The 21,560-nt window shown below is 37.3% G+C and carries 18 protein-coding genes and 1 riboswitch; of the genes, 11 read left to right on the top strand and 7 right to left on the bottom strand.

What is annotated here, in order from left to right:
• Position 1: 1 nt before the first annotated feature.
• From L1275_RS12990 to L1275_RS12975, 4 genes are all read right to left on the bottom strand, one after another.
• Positions 2–1,774: a tetratricopeptide repeat protein gene (locus tag L1275_RS12990; protein WP_253474046.1), complete on the bottom strand. Its 1,773-nt coding sequence runs from the start codon at positions 1,772–1,774 to the stop codon at positions 2–4.
• Positions 1,775–2,385: 611 nt separating this feature from the next.
• Positions 2,386–4,161, bottom strand: coding sequence for an aminopeptidase P family protein (locus L1275_RS12985; RefSeq protein WP_253474044.1), 1,776 nt, complete (start codon positions 4,159–4,161; stop codon positions 2,386–2,388).
• A 120-nt stretch (positions 4,162–4,281) separates the two neighbouring features.
• On the bottom strand, positions 4,282–5,121 hold the full coding sequence (locus L1275_RS12980; RefSeq protein ID WP_253474041.1) for a DMT family transporter: 840 nt from the start codon (positions 5,119–5,121) through the stop codon (positions 4,282–4,284).
• 383 nt (positions 5,122–5,504) lie between these two features.
• Positions 5,505–6,521: a hypothetical protein gene (locus tag L1275_RS12975; protein WP_253474038.1), complete on the bottom strand. Its 1,017-nt coding sequence runs from the start codon at positions 6,519–6,521 to the stop codon at positions 5,505–5,507.
• A 325-nt stretch (positions 6,522–6,846) separates the two neighbouring features.
• Positions 6,847–6,944: riboswitch (TPP riboswitch) on the top strand.
• 58 nt (positions 6,945–7,002) lie between these two features.
• Between L1275_RS12975 and thiS the strand changes: the two genes are divergently transcribed.
• From thiS to L1275_RS12920, 11 genes are all read left to right on the top strand, one after another.
• Positions 7,003–7,209 (top strand): sulfur carrier protein ThiS, encoded by a 207-nt coding sequence (thiS, locus tag L1275_RS12970; RefSeq protein WP_253474035.1) that lies wholly within the window; start codon positions 7,003–7,005, stop codon positions 7,207–7,209.
• Between the two features lie 45 nt (positions 7,210–7,254).
• On the top strand, positions 7,255–9,078 hold the full coding sequence (thiC, locus tag L1275_RS12965) for a phosphomethylpyrimidine synthase ThiC (protein WP_253474032.1): 1,824 nt from the start codon (positions 7,255–7,257) through the stop codon (positions 9,076–9,078).
• A gap of 5 nt (positions 9,079–9,083) precedes the next feature.
• On the top strand, positions 9,084–9,662 hold the full coding sequence (locus L1275_RS12960) for a thiamine phosphate synthase (protein ID WP_253474029.1): 579 nt from the start codon (positions 9,084–9,086) through the stop codon (positions 9,660–9,662).
• On the top strand, positions 9,641–10,396 hold the full coding sequence (locus L1275_RS12955) for a hydroxymethylpyrimidine/phosphomethylpyrimidine kinase (protein ID WP_253474025.1): 756 nt from the start codon (positions 9,641–9,643) through the stop codon (positions 10,394–10,396). Before L1275_RS12960 ends, L1275_RS12955 begins: the two co-directional genes overlap by 22 nt.
• Positions 10,386–11,015 carry a thiamine phosphate synthase gene (gene thiE, locus L1275_RS12950; protein WP_253474022.1) on the top strand — a complete coding sequence of 210 codons (630 nt, stop codon included), beginning with the start codon at positions 10,386–10,388 and terminating at the stop codon, positions 11,013–11,015. Before L1275_RS12955 ends, thiE begins: the two co-directional genes overlap by 11 nt.
• Complete coding sequence (locus L1275_RS12945; RefSeq protein WP_253474019.1) at positions 11,002–11,772, top strand: thiazole synthase; 771 nt, start codon at positions 11,002–11,004, stop codon at positions 11,770–11,772. Before thiE ends, L1275_RS12945 begins: the two co-directional genes overlap by 14 nt.
• A 1-nt stretch (position 11,773) precedes the next feature.
• Entirely contained in the window at positions 11,774–12,883 is a 1,110-nt protein-coding gene (gene thiH, locus L1275_RS12940; protein WP_253474016.1) for a 2-iminoacetate synthase ThiH, read from the top strand.
• 37 nt (positions 12,884–12,920) lie between these two features.
• Positions 12,921–13,631: a HesA/MoeB/ThiF family protein gene (locus L1275_RS12935; protein WP_253474075.1), complete on the top strand. Its 711-nt coding sequence runs from the start codon at positions 12,921–12,923 to the stop codon at positions 13,629–13,631.
• Between the two features lie 332 nt (positions 13,632–13,963).
• On the top strand, positions 13,964–16,774 hold the full coding sequence (locus L1275_RS12930) for a TonB-dependent receptor (protein ID WP_253474013.1): 2,811 nt from the start codon (positions 13,964–13,966) through the stop codon (positions 16,772–16,774).
• 51 nt (positions 16,775–16,825) lie between these two features.
• Entirely contained in the window at positions 16,826–17,812 is a 987-nt protein-coding gene (locus L1275_RS12925) for a metallophosphoesterase (RefSeq protein ID WP_253474011.1), read from the top strand.
• Between the two features lie 4 nt (positions 17,813–17,816).
• The gene (locus L1275_RS12920) at positions 17,817–18,878 is read left to right on the top strand and encodes a phytase (protein ID WP_253474008.1); all 1,062 of its coding nucleotides are present in this window, start codon (positions 17,817–17,819) and stop codon (positions 18,876–18,878) included.
• A 118-nt stretch (positions 18,879–18,996) separates the two neighbouring features.
• On the opposite strand, the gene L1275_RS12915 is transcribed toward L1275_RS12920, so the two are convergent.
• From L1275_RS12915 to fabG, 3 genes are all read right to left on the bottom strand, one after another.
• Entirely contained in the window at positions 18,997–19,158 is a 162-nt protein-coding gene (locus L1275_RS12915; protein WP_253474005.1) for a hypothetical protein, read from the bottom strand.
• Positions 19,159–19,371: 213 nt separating this feature from the next.
• Positions 19,372–20,565 carry an enoyl-ACP reductase FabV gene (fabV, locus tag L1275_RS12910; protein ID WP_253474002.1) on the bottom strand — a complete coding sequence of 398 codons (1,194 nt, stop codon included), beginning with the start codon at positions 20,563–20,565 and terminating at the stop codon, positions 19,372–19,374.
• Positions 20,566–20,756: 191 nt separating this feature from the next.
• Positions 20,757–21,503, bottom strand: a complete 747-nt coding sequence (gene fabG, locus L1275_RS12905; protein WP_253473999.1) for a 3-oxoacyl-[acyl-carrier-protein] reductase — start codon at positions 21,501–21,503, stop codon at positions 20,757–20,759.
• Between the last annotated feature and the right edge of the window lie 57 nt (positions 21,504–21,560).

Genomic DNA, 21,560 nt, shown 5'->3' with positions numbered 1-21,560 from the left:
ATCACCAAGACTTTACAAATTCATCCAAATCTACGGTACCTAATAGGTCTAGTTTTTTCCGAATTCGGTAGCGCCCTTTATTTAAACTATTTTGGTTTATATTTAACATTTCGCAGATTTCTGTGCTGGGCATATTCATCTTAATATAGGTGCAAACTCTAATTTCAGTTTTAGAAAGTTGTGGGAATTTATCCTTGATCGTTTTAAAAAAATCCGGGTGGACCGTCTCAAATACCTTCTTAAATTTTTCCCAATCGTTCTCTTGATTACGATTGGACTTGATAATGTTTTTCAACTCATAAAGGGTCTGTTCAAAATTCATCCCTCCATATTCTATTATACTTTCTATATCATTAAATATTTTATTTTTTGCGAGAATTAAAATGTTTAGCGAAATCAATTCTTTGTTTCTGATTTCTAACTCTTGCTGAAACTGCACCTCTTGAATTAATTTGAGATTGGTATCTGCAGTTATTTTATCGGTCAGAAGGTCGTTTGATAAATTAGCAATTTGTAGGGATTTCTTGTTGTTTTTATACAACATCCACAGAAAAACAACGATCAATAAAATAACGACAATAATGATGATATACGTTTTTGTCAAGTTTGCCTTATTCAATCTTTCTGTATCAACTTCTCTGTGTAATAATTCGTTTTTTAGCTTTTGGTCAGCGATAACTGTACTCCATTTTAACTCTTCAATATTCTGCCTAACTTTTACCCCATAAATACTGTCCTTTATGCGATAGTACTCATTTAAACTTTGATTGGCTTCTCTAAATTTCCCGAGTTTATCATAGTTGCGAGCAAGCCCATCTAAGGCATTCATTTTATCCCGAGCTATTTGATTTTTTCGAGATAATCGGTATGCTTCATTATAATGATCTATCGCAGTCTGATATTCCTTTTTACCTCCATAAGCATTGCCATAGTGCTGATAAACCAAAGACAACTGCGAATGAAGTTCTGTGTTTAAACTTAATTCTTTCGCTTGCTCCAAGGACGAAAAAGCTGCAGCAAAATTATTTTGCATCAGTTCGATTTTACTGATAGAAGTTAAGCTTTTAATGACATTAATCGTGTCGTTGATCCTTTCAAAATAAATGCAGGAGTGCCTGAGGTTGTTTTTTGCTGGAATATAATTTTCAGTAATCAAATATACATTACCAATATTAGCATAGGCAATAGCAGTTCTTTTGACGTCTTTCAGGGAAGTAGCCCCTTGATAGGACTTTTGCAAATAATCTAACGCTAAATCATAATCGTCTAATTCAAAATAAATCCCTCCTATATTGTTATAGAGATCCACCTTTTCTCTGGAGTTTACGGGAGAAAATGACAGTCCCTTCAAAGAGTATTCTAAGCTTTTAGAATAATCACCTATTAATCGATAATAGGAGCCTAAAGTATAATATAAACGAGCCTGAATACGATTATCCTCAATTTCAGCGGCGTTATTTAAAGCCTCGTTTGTGTAATAGGGAATACTATCTAATTTATTCTTCTCTAATAATAAAATGATCTTGTAAGTGGCGAAAGTGGTTCGCTCTTTCTTCGTTGCATTGTCAAAATCGCTATTCTTAAATTTATTTAGAGTAAGTTCTGCCTTTTTAGGCCCCTCCAACAGTAGGGAATCCATATATATACCAGAAATCTTAGTCGATTCTATCGGTTTAAGTGGTTCCGTAGTGGTTCTACTAAGTAGAAATAAAGTAATCGCTATTAATAGAAAAATAGCTAAATAAAGAAAATATTTTTTTAGTCTTGAACTCATTCTTCTAAAGGATACTAATTGTTTGCTTTTGTAATAGTTATAAAATAGTTTGTTTTATGACATCCCAAAGTCTCATTCACTAATAGCATCAATAGCAGTTGATCCCAATTACGGTAACTTGTAAACTACTCATCACTATCACAACGGTATAGACCATCAATTGATAATGATTATACTGTAATTAGTAATCTATTAGTTAACTGGTTATTACAAACGGCTACGTTAAAAAAAATCTCTTAAAATCCCCACGGTGCTAGTGATGAAAAATTACTTAGAAAACAAAAATACATTAATAAAAACAAATTATATGCAAAGTTTAAAACCATTATATGAAAATTGACGCCATACCTTCCAAACAACAACCTTTTATTTTTGTTTTTTTATGTTAAAAAAAATATCTCGATCACTGATTTACTTGACAACGCAAACAATTAAATACTATAGAAACATTTATTGGGAAAAAATAATTTATACTAACGTCAAGCAGTACTTGATCTTAAAAGATTTTTGATACACCTTCTTGCTTCCGCTATAATTGCGTTATCTTAAGTAAGCAAAAAAAACTTCCTGAAAATACCTTCAGGAAGTTTTTAAAAATTATACTGAAACCCTTAGATTGCTTTCGTTTTTAAGCGCAACCAAGTTTTATCTTCTTCACTTAATTTTGGAGCCAGTTTTTCGAACACCCATTGATTATAATTATTTAACCAATCTACGTGCTCTTGATGAAGCAAGGTCTTTTCAACTAAACTGGTATCTATATAACAGATAGTCAAAGTTTCAAAATCCATAAAGTCACCGAATTGGTTACTCTCAAGATCTTTAGACAACACAAGGTTTTCAATGCGAATTCCGTGTTTACCTTCTCTGTATAAGCCTGGTTCAATAGACGATACCATACCGCTTAATATGGGTATATCCACTGCGGCACCATTGAATGTATGGGGGCCTTCATGAACATTTAAAAAGAAACCAACTCCATGTCCTGTTCCGTGGTTGTAGTTGCGTTTAGTGGCCCAAATAGGGCGACGTGTAATGGCATCTATTTGATAACCACGAGTACCTTTTGTAAAAACAGCTGTCGAACCCTCTATGGTTCCTTTTAAAACAACGGTATAGTCTTCTTTTTCTTCTTGCGTCATTTCTCCTAAAGAAATCACACGAGTAATATCTGTAGTACCCGTTAAATATTGACCTCCAGAGTCTACCAATAATAAACTTCTCGGTTCTAACATATAGTTAGAATCCTCATCCGCTGAATAATGTGGCAAAGCACCGTGATCTTTATATCCAGCAATGGTTCCAAATGAGATATCTTTAAATCCCGGTTGTTCTTGACGGAATGATAACAACTTTTCAGCTATTGAAACTTCAGATAAATTACCTTCAGCTACATGTTCCTCTACCCATTTAAAAAACCTAGTCATCGCTACTCCATCATTAATCATGGTTTGGCGAATATGATCTAACTCAACCTGATTTTTGACAGCCTTCAATAAAGTAGAAGGATTTAACTCCTCAATAATATTTAAAGCAGTCGGAATCGCGTCATAAATAGCAAAACAAGTACGTTTTGGATCAACCAATATACTAGATACTGTCAAAGAGTTGATGGTACTGTAAATCGATTCATACGATTTAACGCTTACACCATATTCGTTTAATTCTGCTATAGCAGTATCCGACAACTTACCTGCTGCAATATATAAAACGGCTTCTTTTTGAGTTAAATACACAAAACCCAACACTACAGGATTGCAGTTTACATCCGTCCCGCGAATATTTAACAACCAAGCTAAGTCGTCTAACGAAGAAATCAAATGTGCTTCTGCATGAAGTTTATTCATTTCTGTACGAACTGCAGCTAATTTTTCCGAAGTCGACATTCCCGTATCTGCCAGCGTTAATAGATAAGCAGGATTCATCGGCAAACTCGGTCTACCTTCCCATAATGGACTCAACAAATCAACATGTCCATCAACTTTCATCCCCAGGGGTTCTAAAAGACTTTTCACAGTATTGGCAACCATCAACGAAGCTAAATTACCATCAAAGGCAATGGTTTGCCCAGCTGATAATTTTTCAGTTAACCACACCACATATTCCGGTGCATGTTGTACTTTAAGTTTAACCAATTCAAAACCCGAACCGTCTAATTGCTGTTTTGCTTGAACAAAATAACGAGAATCCGTCCATAATCCAGCGAAATCTTGAGTAATCATTAATGTTCCGGCTGAACCTGTAAATCCAGAAATCCACGAAATACAACGATAATGCGCTGGTAAATATTCACTAATATGTGGATCTGAAGACGGAATAATATACGCGTCAATATTATTTTTAGTCATTAGTTCGCGAATGGCCGCTAACTTTTCTATATGTTTCATGAATTCAAATTTTAATAGTGCAATTTAAGCAATAATTTATTTTCAACTTTGAAAAAAAAGCTAAATAAGCCTTAATTAAAAGGCCTTAGAGCTAATATGGAGTCTTTATAAGTAGTGAAATTACTTTTGTTTACTAAAAACCGTAGCCCCAATACTTGCGGATATCACGCAAGCTATCGACACCCATTGCATAAGAGTCAGCTGTTCTGATAAAAAAATCAAACCAGAGAAAGCGGCAAAAGCGGGTTGCATACTAGTCAATACGCTAAAAGTTTTGGCAGGAAGTCGTTTTAAGGCAACCATATCTAATGAAAAAGGTAACGCACTGGATAAGACCGCTACTCCCAAACCTTTTAAGAAAAGTACGGGTGTTAAATTAAACACGGCACCATCCCAAATGGCGAAAGGTAAGATTAGCAATGCCGCGAATAACATTCCCGTGGTCACCGCATCTTTACCTTCCATAACTGAACCTACCTTCCCCCCCATCACGATGTATGCTGCCCAAAAAGCTCCTGCAAGGAAAGCGAGAAACAATCCCAACAAATCCACATCGTTACTCTGCCAAGGCACTATAAATAGAATCCCTAACCCAGCGAGTAATGCCCAAACCACATCCATCCACCTTCTCGACAAGGACAAGGCTAAAAACAAAGGTCCAATAAATTCTACCGTTACACCTAGACCCAAAGGGATTCGTTGTATCGCCATATAAAAAATCAGGTTCATAGCCGCAATAGCAATGCCATACATAGCACTGTATAACCACTGTTTTTTGGTGAAACTAAAAAATTTAGGACGATTGATAAGCGTCAATATAATTGCAGACAAACCAATTCTCAATGTACTGGTTCCTATAGCTCCCACAGCTGGAAAAAGTTGCTTGGCTATGGACGCGCCACCTTGGACGCAAACCATCGATAATAAGGCTGCAGAAACGGCACTATTTGTTTTTTTCATTGACGACATTATTAATAAACGCTAGTAAAACGAACTTAGCTAAATAAGCTCTTTAGCGAGGATGAAGAAAAATAAAATACCTTATTTTAAAAGAACAAATTTCAGTAATATAATTCAATTAGAATCGACTACTCAAGAAAGTTTCACTTTACATTATGAAATTTCAAACATTGCTCGTTTATGGATTTGCGCAAATGCAGACTTAAGCATAGTAAAATATATGAATACAATGTATTTAACTTACACGATGCATTATTAATCATTCCAGTATGATTTTAGCACCCACTACTACAAATAGTAAACTCATAATGGTTTTATTAATAAGCAAAAATGCACTCACCTTTAGGATGAATGCATTTTTTAAAAATCTTAAAAACACTTTTTTAGGGCAAAGCTTCTATAGCGGCTTCCAATTGTCGGTAGTTAGTCGTTGTAATTAAACTACTACTAGGTATCGTATAAAACGCATTACTTTGAAGTGTGGTTGGGATAATACTGTAAACATAATTCCCATTGTGCTCGCCAGTAAAGACGATATAGCAATCTAATCCCTCTGGTAAAATCGCATCATTATCGCCGAAGGCATTGTTAGAAAAATCAAAACTAGACAACTGAAAAAGCACATTATTCTCTCCTCTGACTATTATATATACAGCGGAATTCGTATAATTAAAAGCAAGAGGCACTTGTACATGGACTGTAGTTCTAGGGCCATTCTTGACTAGTATTTTATCAATATTGGTCCAACCTAAATTAATAGTAATCTTTATAAAAACATTATAAAACTGCGAGCCTGTCTTAGTATTAAATACCACGCCATCATCACCAAAACTCACTTGATCTTTCGGTGCAGTATCCCACGTCAAATTATCATTCTCATCAATATCTCCAGACCACAGAGACATTCCATTTGGATCAGCTTTTGAATTGGAAGTATCTATATTAACTTGGATGGGCTTTACGATTTCCACCTGTTCATCTTTATATTTAATATCCAAATAGAACTCACCACCAGTAACCAACAAATCCTTGGTGCCTTTAGAGTCCTTTGACATGGTAGGTTTGTTGGTCACTACCATTTTTTCTTTGGTAAAAATCTCAATAAAATCGATTTCGATCTCTCCGTCAATAACCTTTCCATTTTTCGTGGTAATGGCATGAGCCGGAATGATAATATGTGATTTTGATTTTGAATAAAAAACAGCCCCTTTACTTGAGCTATAATAGACCTTACCACCAGTATTGATGTCTGATAAAGCTTGTGCTCTAAGTTTTTTTAGATTAGAACTGGTTGCCGCTTCTAAGCGATCTACGCCTTGATCTGTTGAATCGCTGGAGTCTGAGTTACATGAGGAAAACATCAGCGACATGGTCATCAACATTAAAAATACTTTTTTCATAAGTTTAAAATTTTTGGTTAAAAAAACATTTACTATAAAGCACGCTTAAAGCAGCGGTTTTATATTTCACAACACAAACACCAACTAATCTTTAACAATAGCCTTATTTTAATAAAAATATGTAAATAATGAAATTAAACAAACCACTTATAAGTGTCATTTTACTAAAAAACACTTAATTACTGTTAAATTTTAAAAAAAGCTTCGAGAAAATCAATTATTTAGAGCAACAGTGTCAAAAACGTGACTACTTCAAATTTTGGTTTTTTATAAAACTTAATAAAATAATTCTTCTTTGATAATCTGATTATTTAAGTATATTTGCCTCAAGCTTTAGGGGTGTCTACAGAAATGTGGGCTGAGATTTTACCCTTTGAACCTGATCTAGATCACACTAGCGTAGGAAAAAGTAAGATGACTTCATTCGTGTATACACACGAATTGTAGCCATTCCTAAAGTGATACCTTAATCTAAAATGGAATGGAACTGCAAATCAACAATCAAACGAAAACGTATCAAGTAACAACGCTCAGTATCCAGGATCTTCTGGTTATTGAAAATTCTGCTGACTACACGGGAATTGCGGTCGCCGTAGACCATCGAGTAATTCCCAAAAATCTTTGGGCTACGTATTTTTTACAGCCAGGGAGTTCAATTCTCATTATAACGGCCTCCCAAGGCGGTTAAATTCCATTTTACAAGTCTAATTATTCACCACAAACTTTATAAAAAATGGAAAAAAAGCATGAAAAAATATCGCAAACCCCTTTTCCCAACTCGAACAAAATATATTTAAACGGAAATTTGTTTCCCGATATACGAGTTGCGCTGAGAGAAATCACCCTTCACGATACCAAATTAGCCAATGGTGGTATAGAGAAAAACCCGCCCGTAGCTGTTTATGATACCTCTGGTCCCTATACCGATCCGAACATCCAGATTGATATTCGAAAGGGAATACCTCGTATCAGAGAGCAATGGATCCTCGACCGTCAGGATGTAAGCGTATTGGACTCCATTACTTCCCAATATGGACAGCAGCGCTTAAATGATCCACAGTTAGATCATTTGCGTTTCGAATTCCTACACTTACCCAAAGTAGCGCAGCCCCATAGAAATGTTAGTCAATTGCATTATGCGAAAAAAGGCATCATCACTGCAGAAATGGAATATGTAGCCATACGTGAAAATCAAAAAATAGAACAACTCGCACAAGCGACCAGCGCGATGCAACAGCAGCATACTGGAAATAGTTTTGGCGCGCGCACTCCCCAACGACGCATCACTCCGGAGTTTGTAAGGGAAGAAATTGCGGCTGGTCGTGCTATCATTCCCAACAACATCAATCACCCAGAAAGTGAACCGATGATAATCGGTAGAAATTTCTTGGTAAAAATCAATGCCAATATCGGCAATAGTGCCGTCATCTCTACCATTGAAGAAGAAGTCGAAAAAGCGGTGTGGGCCTGTCGTTGGGGTGCTGATACCATCATGGATTTATCAACAGGTAAAAACATACACGAAACCCGCGAGTGGATTATCCGTAATTCTCCCGTGCCTATCGGAACAGTACCTATATACCAAGCTTTAGAAAAAGTAAACGGTGTAGCGGAAAATTTAACTTGGGAAATCTATAGAGATACCCTAATCGAACAGGCGGAACAAGGGGTTTCCTATTTTACCATTCACGCGGGAGTTTTATTGCGATACATTCATCTAACCGCCGAACGCGTCACGGGAATTGTATCCCGAGGTGGGTCTATTATGGCTAAATGGTGTTTGTTTCACCATCGAGAAAATTTCTTATATACCCATTTTGAGGACATCTGTGAAATCATGAAGCAATACGATATCGCTTTTTCATTAGGCGATGGATTGCGTCCCGGTTCTATAGCAGATGCCAACGATGCCGCGCAATTTGCGGAATTAGAAACCTTAGGAGAACTGACCAAAATTGCTTGGAAACACGACATTCAAGTGATGGTAGAAGGTCCGGGTCACGTACCCATGCATTTGATTAAAGAGAATATGGAAAAGCAATTGCGCGATTGTGGTGAAGCACCCTTTTACACTTTGGGACCTTTGACCACCGATATCGCTCCGGGTTACGATCATATTACCTCGGCCATAGGCGCTGCGATGATCGGTTGGTATGGAACTGCGATGCTGTGTTATGTAACTCCTAAAGAACATTTGGGTTTACCCAACAAAAAAGATGTCAAGGATGGGGTTATCACCTACAAGCTCGCCGCTCATGCCGCTGATTTAGCTAAAGGACATCCCGGAGCTCAATATCGCGACAATATGTTAAGCAAAGCTCGATTTGAATTTCGATGGGAAGATCAATTTAATCTGTCCCTAGATCCGGATACCGCCAGAGAATTTCACGACGAAACCCTACCTGCAGACGCGGCAAAAGTGGCGCATTTTTGTTCGATGTGTGGTCCGAAATTTTGTTCGATGAAAATATCCCAAGAAATCAGAGAAGAAGCCGCTAAAGGTATGCAAGCCAAATCTGCCGAATTTATTGAAGCGGGGAAAGAAATTTATAGCTAAAAATCATGATAGTCATTTCCAATCCGACGGCAGTGCCCAACGAAATCACACGCATCAATCAACTTTTCTCAGCGGGATTGAGCTGTTTGCATTTGCGTAAACCCCATTTGGATGCTGTTCAACTGAGCCAATTGCTGGCAAAAATCGGATTGGAAAATCACTCTAAAATTGTGTTGCATCAGCATTTTTCCTTGACCAATTACTTTAATATTCATCAAATTCATTGGAATACTGCTCTGCGAAGTCAATTAGATCCCTCCGATTTTAAATCGCTTAGTCTTTCTACTTCAACACATTCCATAGCAGAGTTTAACAGCTTAAGCAGTGATTTTAAAAAAGCCTTTATCAGCCCGATTTATCCAAGCATTTCCAAAGCCAATTACCAAGTCAATACCAACTGGAAACTAGAATTAGCAAAGCGCAGCAACTACCATACAAAACTCATTGCTTTAGGAGGCATCACTCCTTTAACCATCCAATCCCTACTTCCCGACACTTTCGATGATATTGCCTTATTAGGAACTATTTGGAACACGGAACAGGGATATAATAATTTTAAAATATGTCAACAATTCGCCCCATAGTATTGAGTATTGCTGGATTTGATCCAAGTGGTGGTGCCGGGGTTCTGGCAGATTGTAAGACCTTTGAATGCCTGAATACTTATGGCTTAGCGCTACTAACAGCCAATACCCTACAATCGGATGACGCCTTTATTTCACTAACATGGCTACCACTAGAGAGCGTTGTTTTGAGCTTGGACTATATGTTGAATTCCTTCGATATCCAAGCGGTTAAAATAGGAATAACCCCCAATTATCACTTTGTATATACACTTGTTAAACAGATTAAAAAAGTAAAACCAACAGTCAAAATTATTTGGGATCCCGTTTTAAAATCTACGACAAACTTTTCTTTTGTCGATGCAATGGCTTCGGATATGCTCTATCAAATCCTAGAAGATATTGATTTATTAACCCCGAATATAAACGAAATACAAACTTTGGTCAGCGAATACACCGATCCAATTGAAAAGGCAAAAGCACTTAGTGTTTATACAACAATACTGCTCAAAGGAGGTCATCATCAAACAGCCCGAGGACTGGATTATATCATTAGTGATCACAAAATTGAATACTTACCTCCTACGGAAGCTAAAGTATACGAAAAACACGGTTCTGGCTGCGTACTTTCTGCCGCTATTACCGCTGAACTTGCAAAAGGGCTGTCGATGCAACAAGCCTGTTTTAATGGAAAATTATATGTCGAGAAATTTTTACAATCAAACCCCTCTTTATTAGGTTATCATGATAGCTAAATCGCATTATATTTCGGATGGAGACACCGAACAAATTCAACTTTACAACATTCAATCAGCCTTGGATGCAGGTCTTAACTGCATACAGTTTCGTTTTAAAAATGCCGAACACCGACAGCGTTGTCACACGGCAGAAAAGGTAAAAGAACTGTGTGAACCCTATCATGCTACTCTGATTATCAATGACCATATTGATATTGCGTTAGCCCTCGATGCCCACGGGGTTCACTTAGGCTTGTCGGATACTGCTATCGCAGTTGCGAGAAAGCATTTGCCGGATAAAATTATTGGAGGAACAGCCAATACCTTGGAACATGTGATACAGAGAAACCGAGAGGGTTGTGATTATATCGGGTTAGGGCCTTATCGTTTTACAGCAACTAAACGAGAATTAGATCCCTTACTAGGCATCGCGAACTATAAAATTTTATTGTCCGAATGTGCTCGAATGAATTTAACAACACCGATAATTGCTATTGGAGGCATTCAACTTAACGATATCGACGAACTGCTCCAATGTGGAGTACATGGAATGGCATTTTCTACCTTAATAAACAATTCCAACGATAAAAAACGAACCGTTTTAACGCTTAATAATATACTTCATGGAAACATTTAATTTTCAAGATAAGATTTTCACTTCGAGACTGTTCTTAGGAACGGGTAAATTTGGTTCTGCCCAATTGATGGAGGAGGCAATTTTAAAATCGCAAAGCCAATTGGTCACTGTAGCCCTTAAACGTTTGGATTTAACCGTTCCAGAAGACCATTTATTACAACATTTGCAACATCCCACTATATCGTTACTTCCCAATACTTCGGGTGCGCGTAATGCAAAAGAAGCCATACTCGCTGCGCAATTGGCCCGAGAATCGATGGAAACAAATTGGTTAAAATTAGAAATTCATCCAGATCCAAAATATCTATTACCCGATCCTATCGAAACCTTAATAGCCACAGAAGCGCTAGCGAAACTGGGTTTTATCATCTTACCTTATATACATGCCGATCCCGTTTTGTGCAAACGCTTGGAGGATGTGGGAACTGCGGCCGTTATGCCCCTTGGCGCTCCCATCGGATCTAATAAAGGTTTGAGAACTCTTGACTTTTTGGAGATCATCATTGAAAATAGCAAAGTACCTGTTATCGTTGATGCGGGAATCGGTTCCCCCTCCGACGCTGCAAAAGCCATGGAAATCGGTGCAGATGCTGTATTGGTTAACACAGCCATAGCAGCAGCAAAGGATCCCGTTGCCATGGCTAATGCCTTTCGTTTGGCCGTTATCGCTGGACGTCAAGCTTTTAATGCTACACTAGCACCTCGTCTAAACTATGCCCATGCTTCAAGTCCCTTAACTTCATTTTTATTTGATTAAAATGGCTTTCACCACAATTTTAGAACAATTTGACTGGGAAGAAATACAACATAAAATTTATTCTTCAACACCAGAACAAGTACAGCACAGTCTAAATAAATCCAAAAAATCACTCGATGATTTTTTGGTATTACTATCCCCTGCTGCCCAGCCATTTTTAGAACAATTGGCGCAAATCAGTCAACAATTGACCCAAAAGCGATTCGGTAAAACCATACAGATGTTTGCTCCGATGTATTTGAGCAACGAATGTCAAAATATTTGTACATACTGCGGCTTCAGCATGGATAATCGCATTCCCAGAAAAACCTTGAATCCACAGGAAATTAATTTGGAAATAGCCGCGATTAAATCACAGGGGTATGATCATATTTTGTTGGTCTCCGGTGAAGCAAATTATAGTGTCAACATCAATTACTTTGAAGAGGCCATTCGATTGATCAAACCGACTTTTTCCAATATTTCAATCGAAGTACAACCGTTGTCAGTCGAAGAATACCGGCGGTTGCATCAACTCGGTGTACATGCTGTGTTGGTTTATCAAGAAACCTATCATAAGGCCGTCTATAAAAAATACCATCCTAAGGGTAAAAAATCTAATTTTGAATACCGTCTGGATACCCCCGATCGCATTGGATCGGCAGGTATACACAAAATGGGACTGGGCGTCTTACTCGGTCTAGAAGATTGGCGTACCGATAGTTTCTTTAATGCACTTCATCTCGACTATTTACAAAAAACCTATTGGCAAAGTAAATATTCGGTCTCCTTTCCTCGACTACGCCCAGCTGAAGGAACTGTAGAACCGAATTTTATTATGCACGACAAAGATCTGGTGCAACTTATCTGCGCTTATAGAATTTGGAATGAAGATTTAGAAATATCTATTTCCACCCGCGAAAGTGAACTGTTGCGAAATCACATCATCGGTTTAGGTACTACCAGTATGAGTGCCGGTTCAAAAACAAATCCCGGAGGGTATGCAGTAGATCAGACATCCTTAGAACAATTCGAAATATGTGATAACAGATCCACTCACGAAATAGCTGCCTTAATAAAAAACAACGGCTATGAGCCTGTATGGAAAGATTGGGACCGCTCCTTTATATAATCAACAGACTCTTAATTCACACGAAGCACAAAATAAAATGATAAATACTTCCGATTTTTTACGTTATAACAGACCAATGGCTATGGATGAGGTAGGTATATTGGGGCAAACAAAAATCAAAACAGCCCGTGTTTTGATCGTTGGAGCTGGAGGATTAGGCTGTCCAGTCGCCTTATACTTAGCTGCTAGTGGCGTGGGCACATTAGGGCTCGTTGATTTCGATACCATCGAAATTCACAACTTGCATCGCCAAATACTATACCATGAAAAAGATGTTAACCGTTACAAAACAACGGTCGCCACAGAACGACTTAAAACTTGCAACGAAAACATTACTATACACACCCATAACGAAAAATTAACTGCTGAAAACACTGTATCTATTTTGAGTAATTATGATTATATCGTTGATGGATCGGACAATTTTAGTACGAGATATCTTGTCAATGATAGCTGTGTTGATTTGGGTAAGACCTTAATATATGGTAGTATTTTGGGATTTGATGGTCAATTAGCGGTTTTTAACCATCATGGATCCAAAGATTTAAGAGCTGTTTTCCCAGAAGCCCCAGATCCCAAAAGAGTCCCAAACTGTAGTTTAAACGGTGTTTTAGGAACTTTTACTGGAATTATCGGTACGATGATGGCACACGAAACCCTCAAAGTGATTCTAAATTTACCACACTTACATAATGAATTATTACTTATCGATACCAAGAATTGGGTGTTGACTAAATTGCAGTTTTAATGGAGTATGGACACTCACGGACATCTTGTTTGTTGTAAATAAACCACCTCCGATATTGAAGCTGTTATAAACCGTGGATCCCTGCTTAACATTAAATATAGTATAACATCATAGTTCAAAAAAGGCATTCCATCAAATATTTACGCTTAAAGCAATAACACCCAAACCATTAGCTTACGGATACTTTTCGATTATAGGAAGCGTTCAAAAAAAACTCGTTTACCATTTGATAAAGTGGTGTTTAAATTAGCCTAACAAACATAATCCGGTGTTAACACGATCTTAACAACGCTCAAGTAGTTTAGCCCCATAAATAACAACACCTATCTATAATGAAAAAACTACTATTTTTATTTGTTGCACTTATGCTGAGCCAGCTCGCTAATGCACAAAAAACGGGCGTTATATCGGGAAAGATCACTGACGCTGAAGACAACATTTCCTTACCTGGTGCCACGGTTCAGCTACTAAATTCGGCAAACAAATACACCATATCCAATCAAATTGGTGATTATGAATTCTTAAATGTTCCATCTGGAACGTATCAATTGCAAGTTTTGTATATCGGTTACCAATCCCATACTCAAGATGTGGTGGTAGTAGCAGGAAAAAATACCCTAACACATATTGCGCTTGGTGGGGATGCTAATAGCCTTGAAGAAATTGTAATTGGAGCTTCCTTAAAAGGTCAATCCAGAGCCTTAAATCAACAAAAGAACAACCGAAACATCACCAATATTATTTCCTCTGATCAAGTAGGCCGTTTTCCTGACTCCAATATAGGCGATGCATTAAAACGCGTTCCTGGTATCACCATGCAAAACGATCAAGGTGAAGCGCGTAACATCATCATTAGAGGATTGGCACCTTCTTTAAATTCTGTAACCTTAAACGGAGACCGTATTCCGTCAGCTGAAGGAGACAATAGAAATGTGCAAATGGATTTAATTCCGTCAGATATGATTGCGACTATAGAGGTCAATAAAACCCTTACTCCAGATATGGATGCTGATGCCATCGGTGGTTCAGTGAATCTAATCACCCGTGCAACACCAAACGGAGAGCGTATTTCGGCTACTTTAGCTGGAGGCTATGCTCCTATTCGTGAAAAGGCCAATTACACAGCCGGTTTGGTTTATGGTAACCGCTACCTACAAGACAAATTGGGTATGGTTTTCAGTGCCTCCTATAACAATAATGATTACGGTTCTGATAATATCGAAAACGTATGGACCAAAGACAAAATGGGTAATACCTATCTTGAAAAAGCCGAGATCCGCCAATACGATGTACAGCGAATCAGACGTAGCGGAGCTGTTGCATTAGATTATAAATTTAATGACAACAACACCATCTTTGCCAATGCTATCTACAACTGGAGAGATGATAGAGAGAATCGTTTTAGAACAACCTATGATAAAATCGAACCGATTTATAATGGGGAATCGATCGCAGGATATAAAGGACGTGTAAAACGTGAAACTAAAGGCGGGATTGACAACAGTCGAAACAAAAATAGAAGGCTCGAAGAACAACGCGTACAGAACTATTCGATAAAAGGAGAACACCTTTTAAATTCCAAATTGGATCTAGACTGGTCGATTAATTATGCCAAAGCAAGAGAATACCGCCCTAACGAACGTTACATTGGTTTTGAGCAGAAAAACGTAGATATGGACGAAAATCTAACAGACCTGCGTAAACCCTTAATCACTACAACTGGTGAAAATTCTAAATCTTTTAAACAAGCGGCATTGTCTGAGAACACCAACAATACTGAAGAAAGTGAATTGGGAGCTAAAGTAAATATCCGCTTTCCTTTCTCTGTTATTGATGGACAGAAAGGTCGATTGAGAACCGGTTTACGAATTCGATTAAAAGACAAAGAACGCGATAATGATTTTTACAGTTATACCCCTATTAATAAAATTACACTTGCTGATGTACCTACTACTTATTATGACGGGAAAGGATTTAATCCAGGAAGCCAATATATCGCAGGGCAATTTGCCTCGGCTTCTTATTTAGGAGGACTTGATCTTAATAATACAGCCTTATACAAAGGGGAACAAGATCCGGCTGAATTTCTTGCAGTAAACTACAAGGCTAAAGAAAATATTTATGCTGCCTATATCAGATGGGATCAAGATTTAAGCAATGAATTGTCCATGATTGTCGGTGCGCGTATTGAAAATACACATATCGACTATACAGGAAATAGAGTTTTGGATGAAGAAGAATTAGAAGGTGAAATCAATACGACCAACTCTTACACCAATATACTTCCGAGCATTTCCTTTAAATATGATGTCACCAAAGACTTTATACTAAGAACAGCATTTACAACAGCCTTAGCTCGTCCAAATTATTATGCACTGGCGCCTTATGTTAATAATATCGCTTCAGATTCGCAAATACAAGCAGGAAATCCAGAATTAGATGCCACTTACTCGTATAACTTTGACTTTATGGCTGAAAATTATTTTGAATCCATCGGTTTAGTTTCTGGAGGTTTCTTCTATAAAAATTTAAAAGATTTTATCTATACTTATAGTAACAATCAATATAGCACTGCCGATTTCGCCAAGGACTTTCCTTCTCAAAACAATCCAATTCCAGCTGGAGAAGATTGGACTTTTGTTCAAGCTAGAAATGGAAAACAGGTTAATGTTTTCGGATTTGAGGTTGCCTTTCAACGTCAATTGGATTTTCTACCGGGAGACTTCCTGAAAAAATTCGGTATCTATGCAAATTATACCTACACCAAATCCAAAGCACAAGGAATTGCTGACGAAGAAGGAAACGAAAGAAGTAATATTACGTTACCGGGAACAGCCCCTCATATGTTTAACGGGTCTTTATCTTGGGAAAACAGCAAATTCTCTGCTAGAGCATCTGCTAATTTTGCTTCGAGCTATTTGGATGAATTGGGTTCCGACGAATTCCACGATAGTTATTACGACAAACAGTTCTTTTTGGATTTAAATGCTTCTTATAAGATTACAAAAAGCATCCGAATATTTGCTGAAGCCAATAATCTTACCAACCAAGCCTTAAGATATTATCAAGGTGTTTCTTCAAATACCAAACAGTTGGAGTATTATCAACCTCGTTATAATCTAGGTCTAAAATTTGACTTTTAATCCAAAAATTCTGGCAGTGTTTATACTGCCAGAATTTTATTTATTTATATCATGACAAAAAGAATCTTAGTACTTTTAATAGCCTTCTACTGCACTACAGCCTTTTCGCAAGATTTTCTTGCAGAAGAAAAATCAGGTTATCGAGAAGGTTTTATATCCGAATTAAAAACGGAACCCAAGAGTTTAAACTTTTTATTAATGGGTGATTTCGGAAGATTTGGACAATACTATCAAAAAGAAGTTGCCGAACAAATGGGCAAAGCGGCCATGACTATAGATGCTGATTTCACGATCAGTGTAGGCGATAATTTTTATCCAAACGGGGTGCAAAGTGTTAGCGATCATCAATGGGTGTCCTCCTTTGAAAGTATCTATAAAAACATTAGTCTGCACCACAATTGGTATGTGGCCTTGGGGAATCATGATTACAGAGGCAATATACAGGCGCAAATTGACTACTCCAAAATCAGTAGACGTTGGAAAATGCCAGAGAAATATTATAGCAAGACTTTTGAACTAAAAAACGGTGAAAAAGTATTGATGTTGTTTATGGATACCAATCCCTATATCAAGAGTTATTACAAACCGGGAAGCGACATGTATGATAATATCATTGCTCAAGATACTGCTGCACAAACGTTATGGCTTAAAAACAATCTAAAAAACAATGATCCTTCCATAAAATGGAAAATCGTTGTGGGGCATCATCCTTTATACAGCGGGGGCAAGCGAAAAACCAGCCCCGATACCGTGGCATTTGCAGCGCAATTTGCCGATATTTTTGATCAATACCAAGTTGATGCTTATCTATGCGGTCACGAACACGATTTACAGATCATCAAACCAAAGGGCCGTTATACTACGCAGTTTCTATCAGGAGCAGCTAGCGAAGTTCGACCAACGGGAATAACAGAAGGCACGCTATTTTCACAAGCAGAAGCTGGTTTTATGACTTTTTCAATCACCGCCACAAAAATGTTAATCCAAACTGTCAATGCTTCTGGAAAAATAATAAACACCTCAGAAATTAAAAAATAAAATCATGAAAAGATCTCTATACCCTATTCTATATACCTTTTTGCTAACGGGGCTAGTACTAAGCTGTAAAAACGATCAATTGGCGCCAGTACGAGCTGACGCCATAAAACCTGTAGTAATTACAGAACCAACTCCACACGATACCGACGATCCAGCAATTTGGATACATCCTACAGACCCAACTAAAAGTCTAGTAATAGGCACGGACAAAGACAGCGACGGTGGACTGTTTCTCTATGACTTAAACGGGAAAATCATCAAAAAAAGTATTCCTTTACAACGACCAAATAACGTGGATATCGCTTACGGTTTCATCATAAATGGCAAAACTGTGGATATCGCTGTTACAACGGAACGGGAAACCAATAAAATCAGAATATTCTCTTTACCCGACTTAACACCTATCGACAATGGCGGAATTGCAGTATTCGAAGGAGAATCAGAGCGCGGCCCCATGGGATTAGCCTTATATACAAGACCAAGCGATCACGCTATATTTGCCGTATTGGGACGAAAATCGGGTCCTTCTGGAACGTATTTATGGCAATACCAATTATCTGATAAAAACGGGGCAGTTGATGCTAAAGTAGTTCGCAAATTCGGTAGTTTTAGTGGTAAAAAAGAAATCGAAGCCATTGCTGTGGACAATGAATTGGGATATATATATTATAGTGATGAACAAGCAGGTATTAAAAAATACTTAGCCGACCCAGCCGCAAATAATGATAGCGAGTTGGCTTTCTTTGGAAAAGACGACTTTAAATCGGACCACGAAGGTATCGCGATTTATAAAAAGACCCCAACAACTGGATATATATTAGTATCCAATCAACAAGCCAACACTTTTATGGTATACCCTAGAGAAGGCGCTAATGGAAATCCCAACGAATATCCACTACTTGCTGAAATCCCCACTTCAACCATAGAATGTGATGGAGCCGATGTTACACATATCAATCTAGGACCTAAATTTCCAAATGGTATGTTTGTCGCAATGAGTAACGGTATGACTTTCCATTTGTACGATTGGAATATCATCGAAGAATTGATTAAAAAAGCACAGTAAATTAGGTTTGGATTAGTATAATTATCCCTATTCAATACTTTAGAATCGCAAACACTACGACAATTAATTACTTTACAAAAAGTTTGCATCTTTTTAAATTTAAAAGATGCAAACTAAATTAAGTTTCTTTAGAATTATCACCATTTGTTTTTTTGCTTTTATCGGTTCCCATCAATAGGAATATAGCACCGACAATGGCGATACAAACCAGAGCAAAAACACCAATCATAATAAAAGCTCCATTGCTAAAAGAATACAAAGCAGTTGTAATCATATTCATAGTTTATAGTTTTATTTAAAAATAAAAATAACTATAATATATGCATCAAAAAATGATAATTATCATACAATTTTAAGATAATAGATGAAATCTTAACTAGAAATTATTACTTAATCCCTTTAGTTTATAATAAAAAAAGCAGTAGCAAATCGAAATTCACTACTGCTTTTATTTTATTAAATAAGGGTGTCCTCTACACTATTAACCTAATACTTATACTAAACCTGGAATTTGAACCATTTCATCTACCTCAACATCATAGTCAACTCCGGCAACTTTAAATCCAAAAAGATTAAAGAAATCCTGTTGATATCCTGCTAAATCTCCTAGTTCAGGTAGGTTTTCGGTGGTTACTTCTTTCCACAATTCAATGACTTTTTGCTGAACATCTTCGCGCATTTCCCAATCGTCAATACGGATTCTTCCTTTTTCATCTGTTGGAATGGCTTTGGAAGTATATAAACGCTCTTGAAATAGACGTTGAATTTGTTCGATACAGCCTTCGTGTAAATTTTGCTCTTTCATCACTTTATATAGCAAAGACATATAGAGTGGAATAACTGGAATCGCAGAACTGGCTTGAGTTACTAACGCTTTATTAACCGATACATATCCTTTACCATTGATGGCTTTTAAAGAATCGGTAATTTCAAAAGCAGTAGCTTCCAAATGATCTTTTGCTCTACCTATTGTTCCTTTTCTATAAATCGCTTCTGTCAATTCTGGTCCTACATAGGAATAAGCCACCGTTACCGCATTTTCAGCTAGTAAATCAGCTTGTTTTAGGGCTTCGATCCACATAGCCCAATCTTCACCGCCCATAACGGCAATGGTGTTTTCTATATCACTGTCAGCCGTTACAGGTTCGATAGTGATGTCGGATATATCTCCTGTATGGAAATTGACTGTTTTACTAGAGAATTTTTGACCAATAGGTTTTAAAACCGAATTAAATACCTCAGCGGTATCCGGATGCGTTCTTCTAGGAGAAGCCAAGCTATAAATAATCAAATCGATTTGTCCCAAATCGGTTTTAATCAAATCCAAAACAGTTTTTTTAACTTCATGGGAAAATGCATCTCCGTTGACACTTTTTGCGTATAAACCCGCTTTATGCGCCTGCAATTCGAATGCAGCAGTATTATACCAACCTGGTGATGCCGGTTTGCCCTCTGCAGGTGGTTTTTCAAAATAAACCCCTATAGTGGCAGCATCAGATCCAAAGGCACTAGTGATTCTCGATGCCAATCCGAAACCGGTAGATGAACCGATAACCAATACTCGTTTAGGTCCATCAATAGCTCCTTTAGATTTTACATAATTAATTTGATTAATCACATTTTGCTCACATCCTTTTGGATGTGCAGTAAGACAAATAAAGCCACGTACTTTAGGTTCTATAATCATAATTCTTTTTTTTTATCTTTTTATTTACTTCACGAGTAAGTATTCCATCTCTTGTTTATTTATACAAAAATAGTTAAAGTATTAGTATCAACTAAAGCTGTTTAAAAATAAAACAAAAACAGTAACAAGAAAATCTTATTACTGCTTTTTATGATCTATTGTTAATTTATTTTCAAATAAGATATGACCTATTAGGTCAACATTCCACCATCTACATTCATGACTTGACCGGTCACATAAGCCGATAAATCAGAAGCTAAGAAAACACATGCGTTGGCTACATCTTCTGGAGTACCACCGCGTTTCAATGGAATTGCATCTGTCCATCCCTTAACCACATCTTCAGGCAATTTTGCCGTCATTTCCGTTTCTATAAAACCCGGTGCAACCACATTACAACGAATATTACGAGATCCCAATTCCAGAGCTACTGACTTCGAAAAACCGATAACCCCTGCTTTAGAAGCAGCATAATTAGTCTGTCCAGCATTACCTTTCACTCCTACCACAGAACTCATATTAATAATCGATCCCTTTCTGTTTTTCAGCATCGTTCTCTGAACCGCCTTAGTCATGTTGAAAACCGATTTTAAGTTAACCTCTATAACGGTATCAAAATCGCTTTCAGATAGGCGCATCAATAAATTATCTTTGGTAATCCCGGCATTGTTAATCAAAATATCGATATTTCCAAAATCCTCTAAAACCGTATCTACTAATTTTTGAGCTGCATCAAAATCTGCCGCATTGGATTGGTATCCTTTTGCCTGTACTCCTAATGCGATTAATTCATTTTCTAATACTTGAGCTGCTTCGGCAGATGAACTGTATGTAAAAGCAATATTCGCTCCTTGTATTGCAAAAACTTCAGCTATTCCTCTACCAATTCCTCTACTGGCTCCTGTGATAATTGCTATTTTTCCTTCTAGTAATTTCATGTAAATACGTAATTAATATGTTCCAATGAACCGCAAATATAAACATTTTAGAATACT

Origin of the sequence: Flavobacterium sp. HSC-61S13 (assembly GCF_024171535.1) — a bacterium.
Lineage (GTDB): Bacteria > Bacteroidota > Bacteroidia > Flavobacteriales > Flavobacteriaceae > Flavobacterium.
This window is presented reverse-complemented; position numbering and strand designations above follow the sequence as displayed.

Excerpts from the sequence above, each read along its gene's own strand:
- L1275_RS12990 (WP_253474046.1), bottom strand. The coding sequence starts at position 1,774 with ATGAGTTCAAGACTAAAAAAATATTTTCTTTATTTAGCTATTTTTCTA.
- L1275_RS12985 (WP_253474044.1), bottom strand. The coding sequence starts at position 4,161 with ATGAAACATATAGAAAAGTTAGCGGCCATTCGCGAACTAATGACTAAA.
- L1275_RS12980 (WP_253474041.1), bottom strand. The coding sequence starts at position 5,121 with ATGAAAAAAACAAATAGTGCCGTTTCTGCAGCCTTATTATCGATGGTT.
- L1275_RS12975 (WP_253474038.1), bottom strand. The coding sequence starts at position 6,521 with ATGAAAAAAGTATTTTTAATGTTGATGACCATGTCGCTGATGTTTTCC.
- thiS (WP_253474035.1), top strand. The coding sequence starts at position 7,003 with ATGGAACTGCAAATCAACAATCAAACGAAAACGTATCAAGTAACAACG.
- thiC (WP_253474032.1), top strand. The coding sequence starts at position 7,255 with ATGGAAAAAAAGCATGAAAAAATATCGCAAACCCCTTTTCCCAACTCG.
- L1275_RS12960 (WP_253474029.1), top strand. The coding sequence starts at position 9,084 with ATGATAGTCATTTCCAATCCGACGGCAGTGCCCAACGAAATCACACGC.
- L1275_RS12955 (WP_253474025.1), top strand. The coding sequence starts at position 9,641 with ATGTCAACAATTCGCCCCATAGTATTGAGTATTGCTGGATTTGATCCA.
- thiE (WP_253474022.1), top strand. The coding sequence starts at position 10,386 with ATGATAGCTAAATCGCATTATATTTCGGATGGAGACACCGAACAAATT.
- L1275_RS12945 (WP_253474019.1), top strand. The coding sequence starts at position 11,002 with ATGGAAACATTTAATTTTCAAGATAAGATTTTCACTTCGAGACTGTTC.
- thiH (WP_253474016.1), top strand. The coding sequence starts at position 11,774 with ATGGCTTTCACCACAATTTTAGAACAATTTGACTGGGAAGAAATACAA.
- L1275_RS12935 (WP_253474075.1), top strand. The coding sequence starts at position 12,921 with ATGATAAATACTTCCGATTTTTTACGTTATAACAGACCAATGGCTATG.
- L1275_RS12930 (WP_253474013.1), top strand. The coding sequence starts at position 13,964 with ATGAAAAAACTACTATTTTTATTTGTTGCACTTATGCTGAGCCAGCTC.
- L1275_RS12925 (WP_253474011.1), top strand. The coding sequence starts at position 16,826 with ATGACAAAAAGAATCTTAGTACTTTTAATAGCCTTCTACTGCACTACA.
- L1275_RS12920 (WP_253474008.1), top strand. The coding sequence starts at position 17,817 with ATGAAAAGATCTCTATACCCTATTCTATATACCTTTTTGCTAACGGGG.
- L1275_RS12915 (WP_253474005.1), bottom strand. The coding sequence starts at position 19,158 with ATGAATATGATTACAACTGCTTTGTATTCTTTTAGCAATGGAGCTTTT.
- fabV (WP_253474002.1), bottom strand. The coding sequence starts at position 20,565 with ATGATTATAGAACCTAAAGTACGTGGCTTTATTTGTCTTACTGCACAT.
- fabG (WP_253473999.1), bottom strand. The coding sequence starts at position 21,503 with ATGAAATTACTAGAAGGAAAAATAGCAATTATCACAGGAGCCAGTAGA.